Source organism: Allobosea sp. GW821-FHT12C12, from assembly GCF_058807355.1.
This window is the reverse complement of record NZ_JBXAQP010000017.1, coordinates 1-14,292: the sequence shown is the minus strand read 5'-3', so window position 1 is coordinate 14,292 and position 14,292 is coordinate 1. Positions and strand designations below refer to the sequence as shown.

At 69.3% G+C, this 14,292-nt stretch carries 14 protein-coding genes; 7 read left to right on the top strand and 7 right to left on the bottom strand.

The genetic code is table 11. The features are described 5' to 3' along the window. Positions 1 to 28: 28 nt before the first annotated feature. Positions 29 to 1,261, bottom strand: coding sequence for an NAD(P)/FAD-dependent oxidoreductase (locus tag AC1RRW_RS19730; RefSeq protein WP_492903049.1), 1,233 nt, complete (start codon positions 1,259 to 1,261; stop codon positions 29 to 31). Between the two features lie 324 nt (positions 1,262 to 1,585). Between AC1RRW_RS19730 and AC1RRW_RS19725 the strand changes: the two genes are divergently transcribed. Next, positions 1,586 to 2,290: a GntR family transcriptional regulator gene (locus AC1RRW_RS19725; protein ID WP_492903047.1), complete on the top strand. Its 705-nt coding sequence runs from the start codon at positions 1,586 to 1,588 to the stop codon at positions 2,288 to 2,290. A gap of 24 nt (positions 2,291 to 2,314) precedes the next feature. Here the strand turns inward: AC1RRW_RS19725 and pcaC are convergent, their stop codons facing one another. Genes pcaC through pcaB form a run of 5 tightly spaced genes read right to left on the bottom strand, consistent with a single transcriptional unit; the run spans position 2,315 to position 6,570 of the window. Continuing rightward, entirely contained in the window at positions 2,315 to 2,710 is a 396-nt protein-coding gene (gene pcaC / locus AC1RRW_RS19720) for a 4-carboxymuconolactone decarboxylase (RefSeq protein WP_492903045.1), read from the bottom strand. A 25-nt stretch (positions 2,711 to 2,735) separates the two neighbouring features. Then, the gene (pcaD, locus tag AC1RRW_RS19715; RefSeq protein WP_492903044.1) at positions 2,736 to 3,515 is read right to left on the bottom strand and encodes a 3-oxoadipate enol-lactonase; all 780 of its coding nucleotides are present in this window, start codon (positions 3,513 to 3,515) and stop codon (positions 2,736 to 2,738) included. 31 nt (positions 3,516 to 3,546) lie between these two features. Further along, on the bottom strand, positions 3,547 to 3,897 hold the full coding sequence (locus AC1RRW_RS19710) for an aconitase X swivel domain-containing protein (protein WP_492903042.1): 351 nt from the start codon (positions 3,895 to 3,897) through the stop codon (positions 3,547 to 3,549). A gap of 50 nt (positions 3,898 to 3,947) precedes the next feature. Then, the gene (locus AC1RRW_RS19705) at positions 3,948 to 5,201 is read right to left on the bottom strand and encodes an aconitase X (RefSeq protein WP_492903040.1); all 1,254 of its coding nucleotides are present in this window, start codon (positions 5,199 to 5,201) and stop codon (positions 3,948 to 3,950) included. Next, the gene (gene pcaB, locus AC1RRW_RS19700) at positions 5,194 to 6,570 is read right to left on the bottom strand and encodes a 3-carboxy-cis,cis-muconate cycloisomerase (protein ID WP_492903039.1); all 1,377 of its coding nucleotides are present in this window, start codon (positions 6,568 to 6,570) and stop codon (positions 5,194 to 5,196) included. The genes AC1RRW_RS19705 and pcaB overlap by 8 nt, the downstream gene beginning before the upstream one ends. 192 nt (positions 6,571 to 6,762) lie before the next feature. On the opposite strand from pcaB, the gene AC1RRW_RS19695 reads away from it, so the two are divergent. After that, on the top strand, positions 6,763 to 7,215 hold the full coding sequence (locus AC1RRW_RS19695; RefSeq protein ID WP_492903037.1) for an SRPBCC family protein: 453 nt from the start codon (positions 6,763 to 6,765) through the stop codon (positions 7,213 to 7,215). A 6-nt stretch (positions 7,216 to 7,221) separates the two neighbouring features. Here AC1RRW_RS19695 and AC1RRW_RS19690 read toward each other — a convergent pair whose 3' ends face one another. Next, positions 7,222 to 8,565 carry a methyl-accepting chemotaxis protein gene (locus AC1RRW_RS19690; protein ID WP_492903035.1) on the bottom strand — a complete coding sequence of 448 codons (1,344 nt, stop codon included), beginning with the start codon at positions 8,563 to 8,565 and terminating at the stop codon, positions 7,222 to 7,224. Positions 8,566 to 8,913: 348 nt separating this feature from the next. Here AC1RRW_RS19690 and AC1RRW_RS19685 point away from each other — a divergent pair, with 348 nt between their 5' ends. The 5 genes from AC1RRW_RS19685 to AC1RRW_RS19665 all read left to right on the top strand — a co-directional run bounded on the left by AC1RRW_RS19685 (position 8,914) and on the right by AC1RRW_RS19665 (position 14,218). Next, positions 8,914 to 9,414 (top strand): (2Fe-2S)-binding protein, encoded by a 501-nt coding sequence (locus AC1RRW_RS19685; protein WP_492903033.1) that lies wholly within the window; start codon positions 8,914 to 8,916, stop codon positions 9,412 to 9,414. An 87-nt stretch (positions 9,415 to 9,501) separates the two neighbouring features. After that, complete coding sequence (locus tag AC1RRW_RS19680) at positions 9,502 to 11,880, top strand: xanthine dehydrogenase family protein molybdopterin-binding subunit (RefSeq protein ID WP_492903031.1); 2,379 nt, start codon at positions 9,502 to 9,504, stop codon at positions 11,878 to 11,880. A 17-nt stretch (positions 11,881 to 11,897) separates the two neighbouring features. Continuing rightward, positions 11,898 to 12,701 carry an FAD binding domain-containing protein gene (locus AC1RRW_RS19675; RefSeq protein WP_492903029.1) on the top strand — a complete coding sequence of 268 codons (804 nt, stop codon included), beginning with the start codon at positions 11,898 to 11,900 and terminating at the stop codon, positions 12,699 to 12,701. A gap of 163 nt (positions 12,702 to 12,864) precedes the next feature. Beyond that, positions 12,865 to 13,779 carry an AAA family ATPase gene (locus AC1RRW_RS19670; protein ID WP_492903028.1) on the top strand — a complete coding sequence of 305 codons (915 nt, stop codon included), beginning with the start codon at positions 12,865 to 12,867 and terminating at the stop codon, positions 13,777 to 13,779. Between the two features lie 61 nt (positions 13,780 to 13,840). Beyond that, complete coding sequence (locus AC1RRW_RS19665; protein ID WP_492903026.1) at positions 13,841 to 14,218, top strand: nuclear transport factor 2 family protein; 378 nt, start codon at positions 13,841 to 13,843, stop codon at positions 14,216 to 14,218. Positions 14,219 to 14,292: the final 74 nt, after the last annotated feature.

Here is a 14,292-nt window from a genome sequence, read left to right as displayed (position 1 = left end):
CTTGGCTCGAAGGGTTGAGAGGCTGAATCTAGAAGCGCCGCGGGCTGAACGGGGCCAGATCGATCGCGGGCGGACGTCCGGCGATCAGGTCGGCGACGAGTCCGGCCGTCGCGATCGATTGCGTCATGCCGTAATGGCCGTGTCCGAAGGCATAGAGCACATGCGGGTTGCGGCTGGCCTCTCCGATGACGGGCAGCGAATCCGGCAGGGACGGGCGAAATCCCATCCAGAGCGTGCCGCTCTCGAAAGCCGGCAGGCCTTCGACGAAGCGCGTCGCCTTGTCGTGGAGCACCCTGGTGCGGGCATGGTTCGGGGCGGCCTCGAGGCCGCCGAACTCGACCGCGCCGCCGATGCGCAGGCCGCTCTCCAGCGGCGTCATGACGAAGCCGTGGCCCTCGAAGCCGATCGGGCGCGAGGTCAGGCCGGTGACGCCCGGAAAGCTGACATTGTAGCCGCGCTCGGTGTCGAGCGGCACGCGGTCGCCGAGCGCCGCCGCCAGAGGCTTCGACCAGGCGCCGGCCGCGACCACAACGCGATCGACCACGCGCTGCCAGCCGTCGCTGCCGACCAGGGCGGGCCGCTCTCCCGTCGAGATGTTCGTGATCTTTGCTTTCTCGAATGTCGCGCCGCGCGCCAGCGCTGATTCGAACAGCGCCAGCGTCAGCTCCAGCGGATCGGAGATATGGGCGGTGTCCGGGTGGAAGGCCGCGCCGACGAACTGGTTCTTCAGCGCCGGCTCGAGCTGGCGCAGTTCCTCCGGACCGATCATCTCGACCGCGATGCCGAACTCCGACTGCTTCCTGGCGATCTCGCCGGCCTCCGCGAAGCCGGCCCGGTCGGTGAAGGCGTAGAGCCCGCCGTTGCGGTGGATGTGTCGGCCGAGCCCGAGCGACCCGGTGCGCGCCAGCCAGGCCGGCAGGGCGAGCCGGTTCAGCGCCGCGATCCCCCGGATCGAGCGCTCATAGGCTTGCGGACGCGCCGCCAGCGCGAAGCGGGCGAGCCAGGGCAGCAGCCTTGCGAAATAGGCCGGGCGGATCGCGAGCGGGCCGAGCGGATCGAGCAGGAACTTCGGCGCCTGCCGCAGGATCTTCGGGCTGGCGATCGGCAGGATGTCGGTATGGGCGATCCAGCCGGCATTGCCGCGCGAGGGGCCGAAGGCCGGCCCTTCCCTGTCGAGGATCAGAACCTCGTGCCCCTCGTCGAGCAGGGCATGGGCGGTGGCGCAACCGACGATGCCGGCGCCGACGATCGCGATCTTCATGGCAGGCACGGCATCCGGAACGTCGGAAGCGCGGAGATCATGCAGGCTGGGGCCATTCTGCTTTTCCCCGCTCCTTCTTCCAGGGCCGCGGCCGCGAGACCGCGGCCGGATCGAGTTCCGCACGAGCGGGGGCGAGGGCGTCGAGGCCGCGCCGCCGTGCAGGCCCCGCACAAGGTCGCCGTCCGGCCGCCACGGCACAAGCTCCTTGCGCCAGGACCTGTTTCGCTTTCAGATTGCAATCCAGGCGGGCGGCAGATATCGAATCGGTGATATATCAATGCGCGATGCAGCGTCAATGCCGCGGTCCCCGGGCGAGGGCCGTTCGTGACGTATCGTCTGCTCGACGACCTGCGTCATGGCGGCGAGCCGCCGGCCTCGGCCGCCAACGATCTTGGCCTGAGCCTGTCGGAGATCGCCTATCGCCGGCTGGAGGAGGCGATCGTCACCCTGTCGCTGCGGCCCGGCGCGAGCCTGACGGAAGCGCAGCTGATCGACCTCGTCGGCGTCGGCCGCACGCCGGTCCGCGAGGCGCTGATCCGGCTGGCGCAGCAAGGGCTGGTCGAGGTCCTGCCGCGCAAGGGCGTGGTCGTCGCCGGCATCGACGCGATCGACGTCATGGCGGCGCTCGACGCGCGCGAGGCGCTGGAGCGGCTGATCGCCGCCGAGGCCGCCCGACGCGCGAGCCCGCGCGAGCGGATCGCCATCGTCGAGACGGCGCGCGCCATGCGAAAGGCTGCCGAGGATGGCGACGCCAACGCCTATATGCGGCTCGACAAGGAGCTCGACGCCGCGGTCGCCGCCGCCGCGCGCAGCCCCTATGCGACGCGCGCGGCCGAGCCGCTGCAGGCGCTGATCCGGCGCGCCTGGTACCATTTCGAGCGGCAGGACGACCTCGTCCCCGCCGCCCGGCACCATGTCGCCTTCGCACAGGCGCTGGCGACGGCCGATCCCGAGGCCGCGGTGGCTGCGAGCGCCCGGCTGATGGCGCATCTGCGCGCTGGCCTGCTGGCGACGCTGGGACGGGAATGACGGATATACGCCGCAGTGGCGGGTTCAGTCTCTGGCAGCCTCCCCATCGACCTCGGCGAAGACGCTCGCCGCCTCCTTGAAGGCGTGGTTGGAGGCCGGCACGCCGGCATAGACCGAGGCGTGCATCAGGATCTCCTTGATCTCGTCGCGGCTGATGCCGTTGTTGAGCGCGCCGCGGACATGGATGCGGAACTCGCCCCAGGCGCCGAGCGCGGCCGCGATCGAGAGCACGATGATCGAGCGCTCGCGGCGCTTGAGCCCCGGCCGGTTCCAGACGTCGTTCCAGGCGTTGCGCGTGATGAATTCCTGCCATTCGCGGTTGAAGTCGGTGAGGCCTGAACTCGCCTTGTCGACATAGGCCTCGCCGAGCACGGCGCGGCGCGTCTTCATGCCCTCGGCATAGCGGGTCTCGTCGTCCATGGCAGGCTCCTCGGGCGTCGGCGGGTCAGGCGTTCAGGAAATCGAGCACGGTCCTGGTGAAGGCCTCCGGCTGCTCGAGATTGGAGAGATGGGCGGCGTCGAGCTCGATGCGCCGCGCGCCGTGGATCGCGTCCGCGATGAGATGCCCGGCGGCTGGCGGCGTCGCCGGATCGAGCTTGCCGATGATCACCAGAACAGGGTTGACGATGGCGCGGATCGGCTCGCGCTGGTCCATGTCGCGGATCGCCGCGCAGCAATTGGCGTAGCCGAGCGGCGGGGTGGTCTTCAGCATCTCGCTGACCTTCGCCACTGTCCCCGCATCGCGTTCGCGGAAGGCGGGACTGAACCAGCGTTCCAGCGTCGGCTGGACGAGCCCGGCCATGCCGTTGGCGCGCACGGTCCTGATGCGGCCGTTCCAGAGATCGGGCGGGCCCATGCGGGCGCCGGTATTGGCGAGCACGACGCGGTTCAGCCGCTTGCCGTGATGGGTCGCGAGCCATTGCCCGACCATGCCGCCCTTGGACAGCCCGCACCAATGCGCGTTCTCGACGCCGAGATGGTCGAGCACCGCCAGCGCGTCGTGCCCGAGCCGCGCGATGGAACAGGGCCGGTCCTCGGCGGTCGACTGTCCATGGCCGCGCGAATCGTAGCGCACGACGCGGAAGCTCCTGGCCCATTCCGCAACCTGCGGATCCCACATCGAGAGGTTCGTGCCGAGCGAGTTCGACAGCAGCAGCACGGGCGCGTCCGGCGCGCCGTCCAGCGCGATGTTGAAGGGCTCGCCCCTGATGGTCTCGATCGGCATCGGCATCTGTCTCCGTCGGCTCTTGTCTGTCTTACGCTGGCGCGATCGTGCCGTCGCCGGCCAGGCGCAGCCTGCGGCCGGAAAGCGCCGTCTGCTGCGAGGCCGGCAGTTTGAGCGCCTGCGGCGCCGGCCAGCCCATCTCGCGCGCCACGATCAGCCCGAGCAGCAGGATGGCGTCGGGCTCGTGCATCAGGATCGCGGCCGGAGCCTTGCCGACGCGGACGAGTTCGAGCAGCACGGCGGAGGCCGAGGAGGAGCCGATCGTGCCGGGCAGGGCCAGCACGAGGCCGGCGATGCCGAGCCCCCGCTGCGGATGGCGCGCATCGATGACCATGCCCGAGCGCGGATCGACGCCGCCCCAAAAACTGATCGGCGCGGTCAAGGCGAGGCATCGCGCCGTGACCGCCGGGCCAGGGAACAAAATTTCGGCGCTCAGGACCATGCGCGCGGCTCCCGGACCAGCCGGCCCGCCACCGCGCTCTCGACGCATTCGGAAAGCGAGCCGTAGCTCACCGCATAGCCGGTGTTGCCGGGCGCGTAATGCGCGAATTTCCCCGAATTCGTCATCAGCACCGCGCCGTCCAACTCGGGCAGGACCGGGGTGACGACGACGCAGGTGTCGACCACGAAGACGACGCCCTGCGCTTCCAGCGCCGCGCGCCGGCCATTCCGTGCAAGCGGCCCGACGACGTGGCGGCCGGTGTTGGCATAGAGTGGGATGGCGAGCTTTCTGCCCGCGAGCCGCTGCTCGACCTCCTCGATCTCGGCGAGCGAGAGATGGGGCGACCCGATCGCGACCGCGTCGACGCGGTCCGTGCCGGCGCTGGTCGAGAGCCGCGCCAGCGTGGCCCGAACGATGTCCGGCGTGAGCAGGATCCGTTCCGCGGGCGGACGCTGTCCGAGCGCGGTTCCAAGATCGGGCGCCTCCGGCGTCACGCCGGCGACATGGAACAGCCCGACGCCGCCGGCCGAGGCGGCGGACGCCCCGAGCGCCTTCAGCCGGTCCTCGGTGGCGCAGCCCCGCAGGCCGTCGATCACGGCGACGGCGGTCCCGGCCGTGCGCCCGAGAAACGCGCCGAGCACGGGATAGAACACGTCCGACGCGCGCAGGCTCCGCGACAGGCCGGAGACGTCGATGACCAGCGTCGCCAGCCGGTTCTCCGGCCGGTGCAGGCCGTAATCCGGCGCGACGCCGCTGACCGCGCAGGCGATGTCGAGGAAATCGCCGTAGCGGTTGGTGCGCGCGCCCAGCACCGAGTTGCAGAACACGACCGCGTTGGATTCTCCCCAGGCGACGTCGGCGCCGGCCCTGGGCCGGTGACCGGCCTGATAGGGCGCGCAGGTCCAGGACGGCTCGCAGCCCATCGCCTCATAGGCGCGCATCATCCGGCCCGCCATGTCGCGCTCATGCGGCGGCAGACGGATTTTCGCGCAGCCGGCCGGGGTCAGCGCCCCGACGTTCAGCGTGGCCCGGACCGCGACCCTCGCGCCGCCCGCGACCAGCCTTTCGGCGAAAAGCGTGCCGGAATCGCCGTGATAGAGCGCGCCGTCGATATGGGCGGAGGCGACCGGGATCAGGCGCGGCGCGCCCATCAGCCGCGCGGATTCCGCGACGATGCGCATGGCCATGCCGGCGGCGTCCGAGCCGGCGGCGATGGCGCGCTGGCTGTCGGACAGCTCAACCATGGGCGGCCATATGCTCGCGCTCGGCCTCGTAGCGGGCGAGGATGCGGTCGATGATGGCGTCGCTCGCTCCGCGATAGGTGGCGGGATCAAACAGCGCGTCGAGGTCGGCCGGCGACATCGCAGCGGCGATTGTCGGGTCGTCCGCCAGTACCTCGCGGAGATGCCGGGCCTGCGCAACGCAGGTCCGGCTCGCCTGTTCCAGCAGATGATGGGCCTGCTCCCGGCCGATGCTGGCGGCGAGCGTCAGCGAGACCCGCTCTGCCATGACGAGGCCGTTGGTCAGATCGAGATTGCGGCGCATGGCCTCCGAGAAGACCTGCAGGCCTTCGATCAGGGTCAGCGTCTGGGCGAGCGCCGAGCCGGCGGTGAGGTAGAGCTCGCGCATGGTCGGCCATTCGGCATGCCAGCCGCCGATGGCGCGCTCATGCTCCTGCGGCATCGCCGCCAGCACGGTCGCGACGAGGCCGGGCGTGCGCTTCGAGGCGGCGACGATCAGCGCGCAGAGCACCGGATTGCGCTTGTGCGGCATCGCCGAGGAGCCGCCCTTGCCTGGCGCCTCCGGTTCGGCCAGCTCCGCGATCTCGGTCTGCGCCATCAGCGCGACGTCGAGCGCGATCTTGCCGAGATGGCCGGTCAGGATGCCAAGCTGCGCGGCCATCAGGGCGATGTCGCCGCGCTGCGTATGCCATGGCGTGTTCGCCGCGCCGATCGAGGGCATGGTCCTGACAAATGCGTCGAGCACGGTTGCGCCTTTGTCGCCGAGCGAGGCGAGCGTGCCGGCCGCGCCGCCGAGCTGATGCGCGGGCTGGCCCCAGATCCGGCAGTGATCGTGGAACGTCACCAGTGGGTCGAGCCACTGCGCCGCCTTGACGCCGAACGGGATCGGCACCGCATGCTGCAAAAAGGTGCGGCCGATCATCGGTGTGTCGCGATGACCGCGGACGAGGGCGGCGAGGGCTTTCGCGAGGCGGGCGGCGCGGGCGAGCAGCAGGCTTTGCGCTGCCCGATATTGCTGGGCGTGGCCGGAATCGATCACGTCCTGGCTGGTCGCGCCGTAATGCACCCATTTGGCGGCCTCCGCGTCGCGGCCGGCGACACGGGCGGTCAGCACCTTGACCAGCGGGATCGCCGGATTGCCGGCGAGCGTCGCGGCCTTGCCGATCGCGGCGATATCATAGAATTCCACGCGGCATTCCGCTGCGATGGCCTTGGCCACCGCCTCCGTGACCAAACCCGCCGCCGCCTGCGCGCGGGCGAGAGCGGCCTCGAAATCGAGCATGCCCTGCAGCGCGGCCCGGTCCTCGAACAGAACCGCCATCTCGCCATCGGCGAAGAGCTCGCCATAAAGGCCCGTCGCCGCTCCACTCATGCCGATCTCGATCCGGCGCCGGGCGCGGCGTCGCAAACCATCTTCACGCTTCGTCCCCTTCGTGCGCGCCGCCTCTTGTGCGGGCTCGCCGTTTCCGCTCATGGATAGCGTGCCCCGCCATCTTGGATAGACCCGGGGCAGGGCGGGCGGCAACTGGCCCGCGCGACAAGCCGCGACGCAGGGAGTGACGCCATGGCGATGACGATGAATGGCGAGGTCACCTTGCCCGCGGCCAGGGACGTGGTCTGGGCCAGTCTCAACGACCCCGACGTGCTCAAGGCCTGCATTCCGGGTTGCGAACAGCTCGTCAAATCCGACGACACGCATTTTTCGGCGGTGGTCAAGGTCAAGCTCGGTCCGGTCAAGGCGACCTTCAAGGGCAAGGTCGAACTCGTCGATCTCGATCCGCCCAACGGCTACCGCATCCAGGGCGAGGGCGAGGGCGGCATCGCCGGCTTCGCCAAGGGCGGCGCCAAGGTGACGCTGAGCGACGCCGGGGGCGGCCAGACGCTGCTGCGCTACGACGTCGAGGCGCAGGTCGGCGGCAAGCTGATGCAGATGGGCTCGCGGCTGATCGATTCGGTCTCGAAGAAGCTCGCCGACGAGTTCTTCGCCAATTTCGCCAAAGCGGTCGGCGGAGGCTGAGCCGCGTCAGGACGCGCGGCGCAGCGCCGTGAGCGCCGTGCTGACCGCGGCTTCCGCCGCGCCGACCTGAAGCGCGATGCCGGTCGCCGCCGCGTTGGCGCGGTCGAGGGTGCGGGCGGTCGCGACCAGGCTCTCGTTGACGGCGCTGGCCGCCGCGATGGCCTCGTCGGATCTGCCGGCGACGTCGGCCGCGTCGCGCGCGATTCCGGCCGTGACGTGGCCCTGCTGCGAGACGGCGTCCGAGATCGCCTCGGAATCGAGCCGCATCTCCCCGATCGTGCCGCCGATCGCGGCGGCGTGGCTGCTGCAGGCCTCGGCGCTGGCGGCGAGTTCGGCGATCTGACGGGCGATGTCCTGCGTCGCGCTCGCCGTCTGCGTCGCGAGCGACTTCACCTCGGACGCGACGACGGCGAAGCCGCGCCCGGCCTCGCCGGCGCGGGCCGCCTCGATCGTGGCGTTGAGCGCGAGAAGGTTGGTCTGGGCCGCGATGTCGGCGATCATGCCGGCGACGGCGCCGATGCTGCCGGTTACGTCGCGCAGGCGCGCGATCGCCTTGTTCATCGCGTCGGCGTCGTGGACGGCCCGGTTGGCGATCGAGAGGCTCTGGCGGGCGCGCTGGCCGATCTCGGCGATGTTGGCCGACATCTCTTCGGTCGCGGCCGCGGTCTGGGTCGATTTCTCGCGCACCAGCATCGAGGTCTGCTCGAGCGAGGCGACCTTCGTCTTGATGAACGCCGTCGCGCGGTTGGTCTCGTCATTGGTCAGGGCGAACTGCTCCACCGCCTCGGCGATCGAGGCGTCGATGCCGCCGATCCTGGCCTTCAGCGTCGCGGCGGCCTCGTCGAGCGTCATCGAGCGGCGCTGCGCCTCGCCGGCCTCGATCTGCTGGTCGAGGGTGATCGCGGTGTTGACGTCGTAGGTCAGGACGCGTTCGACGATGTAGAGATCGTCGGAGGTCCGTTTCGGCCGGGTCAGCACGCGCGCTTTGCTCTCGACGAGGATCTCGCGGAACAGCGTGAAGGCGATCGAGACGCGCGGGCGCGGACCGACGCCCGCGATGCGCTCCAGACGGCACAGGGCGTCCACGGAGGCGGTGTAGCGCTCGTCGAAGACGCCTTCGAAAAGCAGCCGGAAATGGTTCGCTTCCATCGCGTAGAGCTGCTCCGCGACCGGGTCGACGGCGTCGCGAAGGACGGGATGAATCCTGAAGGCGCGCTCGAAATCGGCCGCGACGATGCGGCCGATGACGCGTTCGACCACGGCGCTGTATGTCATCAGCCGCGCGCGCTGCGCGTCTCCGTAGCCGATCGCCTTCAGGCGACGCTGGATCTGGTCTTGGATCGACGACACGGCACGGCCCGGACTTGCGGCGGCGTGCAGTTGCCGCGGCAACGTCAGATTGCGAGCGCCCGATTAAGAATCCGCAAAGATCGAGCCGTCGAATGACCGCGTCCGTCGGCGCATGCCCGCCTTTCGTCGCCCGATGCGCTAATTGTGATTTTGCTCAAAAACCTGAGCAAACGCGCTGTCGTCCTGGCTCGCAGCCCGCTTGACCGCGCAAATCAGCGGGTCCACAGTCGGTTTGGAGCTGTTCCAAGGAAAAGCTGCCGCGCCGGCCGCATGCCGCGCGAGGGATGAGATGCGACGGCTACGAGATGTCATAGCCGGCCGCCAGAGCCGGGTTCGGGAGGAATGACCATGGCCACCGTTTCCATGACGGTGAACGGCAAAGCCGTCACCGCCGCCATCGATCCGCGCACGCTTTTGGTGCAACTCCTGCGCGAGAACCTGCGTCTGACGGGCACGCATGTCGGCTGCGACACCAGCCAGTGCGGCGCCTGCGTCGTCCATGTCGACGGCAGGGCGGTGAAATCCTGCACCGTGCTCGCGCTGTCGCTGGACGGAGCGGAGGTCACGACGATCGAGGGCTTGGCGACGAACGGCGCGCTGCATCCGATGCAGGAAGCCTTCCGCGAGCATCACGGCCTGCAATGCGGCTACTGCACGCCGGGCATGATCATGGCCGCCGTGGACATGGTGAACCGGCGCGGCCACGCCCTCGACGAGAAGACGATCCGCGAGGATCTCGACGGCAACATCTGCCGCTGCACCGGCTACCACAACATCGTCAAGGCTATCGCCGCCGGCGCCGAAGCCATGGGCGGCAAGGCCGCGCCGGTCCGGCAGGCGGCCGAGTAGGGCGTTTCAGGCCCGCGCCATTCCGTGCGGGCTTTTTCTCATGCCATGACGCGCCCGCCAGAGGCGCGCTGCGAGGAGGAAACACCAATGTCTGCTCAATCGGGCTCCGCGACGGGCATCGGCGCGTCGGTGCGTCGCAAGGAGGACCACCGCTACATCACCGGCCAGGGCCGCTATACCGATGATATCGACCGGCCGGGCCAGGCCCATGCCTGGTTCCTGCGCTCGCCGCATGCGCACGCGACGATCAAGACGATCGACGCGAAGGCGGCCGCGAAGATGCCCGGCGTGCTCGGCATCTTCACCGGCGACGATCTCGCCGCCGACAAGGTCGGCGGGCTGATCTGCGGCTGGATGATCCACAACAAGGACGGCTCGCCGATGCGGGCGGGCGCCCATCCGGCGCTTGCCCGGGGCAAGGTCCGTTATGTCGGCGACCATGTCGCGGTCGTGGTCGCCGAGACGCTGGCCCAGGCGCGCGATGCGTCGGAAGCCATCGTGGTCGACTACGGCGTGCTGCCGGCGGTGGTCGAGACCGCCAAGGCCGCCGGGGCCAAGACGGTCGTGCACGACGAGGCGCCGGACAACACCGTGTTCAACTGGCATCTCGGCGACAAGGACGCGACCGAGAAGGCCTTCAAGGCGGCCAAGCACGTCACCAGGCTCGACATCGTCAACAACCGGCTGGTGCCGAACCCGATGGAGCCGCGCGCCGCCGTCGGCGACTACGACCGGGGCGAGGGCGCGTTCACGCTCTACACCACGAGCCAGAACCCGCATGTCGCGCGCCTCGTGCTTTCGGCCTTCATCGGCATCGCGCCGGAGAACAAGCTGCGCGTGATCGCGCCCGATGTCGGCGGCGGCTTCGGCTCGAAAATCTTCATCTACGCCGAGGAGACGGTCTGCGTCTGGGCGGCGAAGAAGGTCGGCCGTCCGGTGAAATGGACCTCGGACCGCACCGAGGCCTTCCTCTCCGACGCGCATGGCCGCGACCACGTCACCCATGCCGAGCTCGCGACCGACGCGGACGGGAAGATCACGGGCTTGAGGGTCAAGACCACCGCCAATCTCGGGGCCTATCTCTCGACCTTCTCCTCCTCGGTGCCGACCTATCTCTACGCGCCGCTGCTCTCGGGGCAGTACGACATCCCGGCGATCTATGCCGAGGTCGACGCGGTCTACACCAACACCGCCCCGGTCGACGCCTATCGCGGCGCGGGCCGGCCCGAGGCGACCTTCGTGGTCGAGCGTCTGGTCGAGGTCGCGGCGCGCCAGCTCGGCAAGGATCCGGCCAGGTTCCGGATGCAGAACTACATCAGGAAGTTCCCGCACCAGACGCCGGTGATCATGATGTACGACGCCGGCAACTACGCCGCCTCGATGAGGAAGGCGCTGGAGATCATCGACTACAAGGGGCTCGGCAAGCGCAAGCGCGACTCGGCCCGCAAGGGCAAGCTGCGCGGCATCGGCTTCTCGGCCTATATCGAGGCCTGCGGCATCGCGCCGTCCGCCGCCGTCGGTTCGCTCGGCGCGGGCGTCGGCCTGTGGGAATCGGCCGAGGTGCGGGTCAACCCCGTCGGCACCGTCGAGGTGCTGACCGGCTCGCACAGCCACGGCCAGGGCCATGAGACGACCTTCGCCCAGCTCGTCTCGGGCAAGCTCGGCATCCCGATCGAGAACGTCTCGATCATCCATGGCGACACCGATAAGGTGCAGATGGGCATGGGCACCTATGGCTCGCGCTCGGGCGCGGTCGGCATGTCGGCGATCTTCAGGGCGCTCGACAAGGTCATCGCCAAGGGCAAGAAGGTCGCGGCCTATGTGCTGGAGGCCGACGAGGCCGACATCGACTTCGCGGACGGGCACTTCCAGGTGAAAGGCACCGACAGGACGCTCGATTTCGGCTCCTGCGCGCTGCAGGCCTATGTCGCGCACAAGTTCAACGGCCAGGATCTCGAACCGGGGCTGAAGGAGGGCGCCTTCTACGACCCGACCAACTTCACCTTCCCGGCCGGCGTCCACATCTGCGAGGTCGAGATCGACCCCGACACCGGCGTCACCCGGATCGAGCGCTGGGCGGCGGTGGACGATTTCGGCGTCGTGATCAATCCGATGATCGTCGAGGGCCAGGTCCATGGCGGCATCGCCCAGGGCGTCGGCCAGGCGCTGCTCGAAGGCGCGAGATACAATGCCGACGGGCAGCTCGTGACGGCGAGCTTCATGGATTACTGCATGCCGCGCGCCGACGATCTGCCGTCCTTCGAGGTCGGCATGACGGTGACGCCGTGCCCGTCCAACCCGCTCGGCATCAAGGGCTGCGGCGAGGCCGGCGCGATCGCCGCCCCGCCGGCCGTGATCAACGCCATCACCGACGCGCTCGGCCATGAGGACATCGCCATGCCGGCGACGCCGCAGGCGGTCTGGCGCGCGGCGCAGAAGAGCATCCGGAAACTGGCAGCCGAGTGAGCTGAAGGGACGCCACGATGTACGCTTTCGCCTATCACCGCCCCGCAACCGCCCGCCAGGCCGCCGGCCTCCTCGCCAAGAAGGAGGACGCCAAGCTGCTCGCGGGCGGGCACACCCTGCTGCCGACGATGAAGCAGCGGCTCGCCTCGCCGGCCCATCTCGTCGATCTCGGGGCCTGCTCCGACCTCAAGGGCATCGAGCGCAAGGGCCGCAACGTGGTCATCGGCGCGATGTCGACCCATGCCGAGGTCGCGGCGTCCCCGATCGTGCAGGAGGCCATTCCGGGCCTTGCCTACCTCGCCTCGCATATCGGCGACCCGCATGTGCGCCATCGCGGCACGATCGGCGGCTCCGTCGCCAACAACGACCCGGCCGCCGACTATCCCGCCGCCTGCCTGGCGCTGGGCGCGACGATCGTCACCAACAAGCGCAGGATCGAGGCGGACGCCTTCTTCACCGGGCTCTACGAGACCGCGCTGGAGGAGGGCGAGATCATCACGAGGATCGCCTTTCCGGTCGCGTCCAGGGCCGGCTACGCCAAGTTCCGCAACCCCGCCTCGCGCTATGCGCTGGTCGGCGTGTTCGTGGCCAAGCGCGGCTCCGATGTCCGCGTCGCGGTCATCGGCGCGGGCGAGGGCGGCGTCTTCCGCTGGGCCGAGGGGGAGGCGGCGCTGAAGACCCGCTTCGCGCCGAAATCGCTCGACGGCGTCAAGGCCTCGGCCAGGGGCATCAACGCCGACATGCATGCGGATGCGGAATATCGCGCCCATCTGATCGGCGTGATGGCCAAGGAGGCGGTGGCGCGGGCGGTGGGGAAATAGGGCGGGACCAAAGGCGCGTCATGCTCGGGCAGGTTTTGACGGAGACCGACATATGTCGGTCATCCGTCACCCTCGGGCTTGACCCGGGTATCTCCTGCAAGCCTATCTCTCGGCTCATCCCCACGAGATGCTCGGGTCAAGCCCGAGCATGACGCGAGTTGTCATGCCCTCCGCGCTTCCCGCTTCCATCGACGCCACGCTCACCCTTCTCCTGTCACAGGGCTATGTCTCGGATCGCTCGCTCGCGACCGTGCTGTTCCTGGCGCTCAGGATGAAGCGGCCGCTGCTGCTCGAGGGCGAGGCCGGGACCGGCAAGACCGAGATCGCCAAGACGCTGGCGGCAGCGCTGGGCCGTAAGCTGATCCGGCTGCAATGCTATGAGGGGCTCGACCTCGCCTCGGCCGTCTACGAGTGGAACTATGCCGGGCAGATGATGGCGATCCGGCTGGCCGAGGCCGGCGGCGCAACCGGCGATCGTGCGCAGCTCGAAGCCGACATCTTCTCCGGGCGCCATCTGATCAAGCGGCCGCTGCTGCAGGCGCTGGAACCGCAGGAGGGCGGCGCGCCGATCCTGCTGATCGACGAACTCGACCGCACCGACGAGGCGTTCGAGGCCTTCCTGCTCGAGGTGCTGGCCGATGCGCAGGTGACGATCCCGGAACTCGGCACCATCAAGGCCGCCGAGCCGCCGATCGTGATCCTGACCTCGAACCGCACGCGCGAGATCCACGACGCGCTGAAGCGGCGCTGCCTCTATCACTGGGTCGGCTATCCGGACGCCCCGCGCGAACTCGCCATCGTGAAGGCGCGCGCGCCGCGGGCCCCGGCAAAGCTCGCGAAACAGGTCGTCGCCTTCGTTCAGGCGATCCGCAAGGAGGAGCTGTTCAAGGCGCCGGGCGTCGCCGAGACGCTGGACTGGGCGAGCGCGCTGGTCGAGCTCGACGCGGTCGCGCTCGACCCGGCGCTGGTCTCCGACACGCTGGGCGCGCTGCTCAAATACCAGGACGACATCCAGGCGATGCAGGGCTCGAAAGTGAAGGAGCTGCTGGACCAGGTGAAGGCGGAGGCGGGGCGGTGAGGCTCTTCCTCTTCCCGCACGGGGAAGGGGAAGTATCAGGACCACGAACGGGAGACATGCCATGAACAGCGACATCAAGGCGATCGAGGCCGCGACCTGGACCTATCTCAACGGGCTCTACGAGGGCGATGTCGGCAAGCTCGAGCAGGTCTTCCATCCGACCAGCGCGCTGACCTCGGCGCAGGACGATGGCCACATCAAGATTCTGCCGCGCGACGACTGGTTCGAATGGGTGCGCAACCGGCCTTCGCCGAAGGCTGCGGGTCTGGCGCGGGCCGACCATATCCTGACCATCGACCTCGTCGGGCCGACGCTGGCGCTGGTCAAGGTCAAGTGCCAGATGCCGCCGCGCTACTTCACCGACCTGCTTTCCTTCCTGAAGATCGACAGCAAATGGCAGGTCGTCCAGAAGGTGTTCATGACCGAGACGCAAGGGTGAGCGTGTCTGCCTTCCCGAGCGCCGCAGTCTCTTCTCCCTCCCCCCGCTTGCGGTGGGGAGGGCCGGGGTGGGGG

What these genes read in the sequence shown, in the direction of transcription:
- AC1RRW_RS19730 (WP_492903049.1), bottom strand. Translation starts at nt 1,261, where the DNA reads ATGAAGATCGCGATCGTCGGCGCCGGCATCGTCGGTTGCGCCACCGCC.
- pcaC (WP_492903045.1), bottom strand. Translation starts at nt 2,710, where the DNA reads ATGGACGACGAGACCCGCTATGCCGAGGGCATGAAGACGCGCCGCGCC.
- AC1RRW_RS19665 (WP_492903026.1), top strand. Translation starts at nt 13,841, where the DNA reads ATGAACAGCGACATCAAGGCGATCGAGGCCGCGACCTGGACCTATCTC.
- AC1RRW_RS19670 (WP_492903028.1), top strand. Translation starts at nt 12,865, where the DNA reads ATGCCCTCCGCGCTTCCCGCTTCCATCGACGCCACGCTCACCCTTCTC.
- AC1RRW_RS19705 (WP_492903040.1), bottom strand. Translation starts at nt 5,201, where the DNA reads ATGGTTGAGCTGTCCGACAGCCAGCGCGCCATCGCCGCCGGCTCGGAC.
- pcaB (WP_492903039.1), bottom strand. Translation starts at nt 6,570, where the DNA reads ATGAGTGGAGCGGCGACGGGCCTTTATGGCGAGCTCTTCGCCGATGGC.
- AC1RRW_RS19685 (WP_492903033.1), top strand. Translation starts at nt 8,914, where the DNA reads ATGGCCACCGTTTCCATGACGGTGAACGGCAAAGCCGTCACCGCCGCC.
- AC1RRW_RS19675 (WP_492903029.1), top strand. Translation starts at nt 11,898, where the DNA reads ATGTACGCTTTCGCCTATCACCGCCCCGCAACCGCCCGCCAGGCCGCC.
- pcaD (WP_492903044.1), bottom strand. Translation starts at nt 3,515, where the DNA reads ATGCCGATCGAGACCATCAGGGGCGAGCCCTTCAACATCGCGCTGGAC.
- AC1RRW_RS19680 (WP_492903031.1), top strand. Translation starts at nt 9,502, where the DNA reads ATGTCTGCTCAATCGGGCTCCGCGACGGGCATCGGCGCGTCGGTGCGT.
- AC1RRW_RS19695 (WP_492903037.1), top strand. Translation starts at nt 6,763, where the DNA reads ATGGCGATGACGATGAATGGCGAGGTCACCTTGCCCGCGGCCAGGGAC.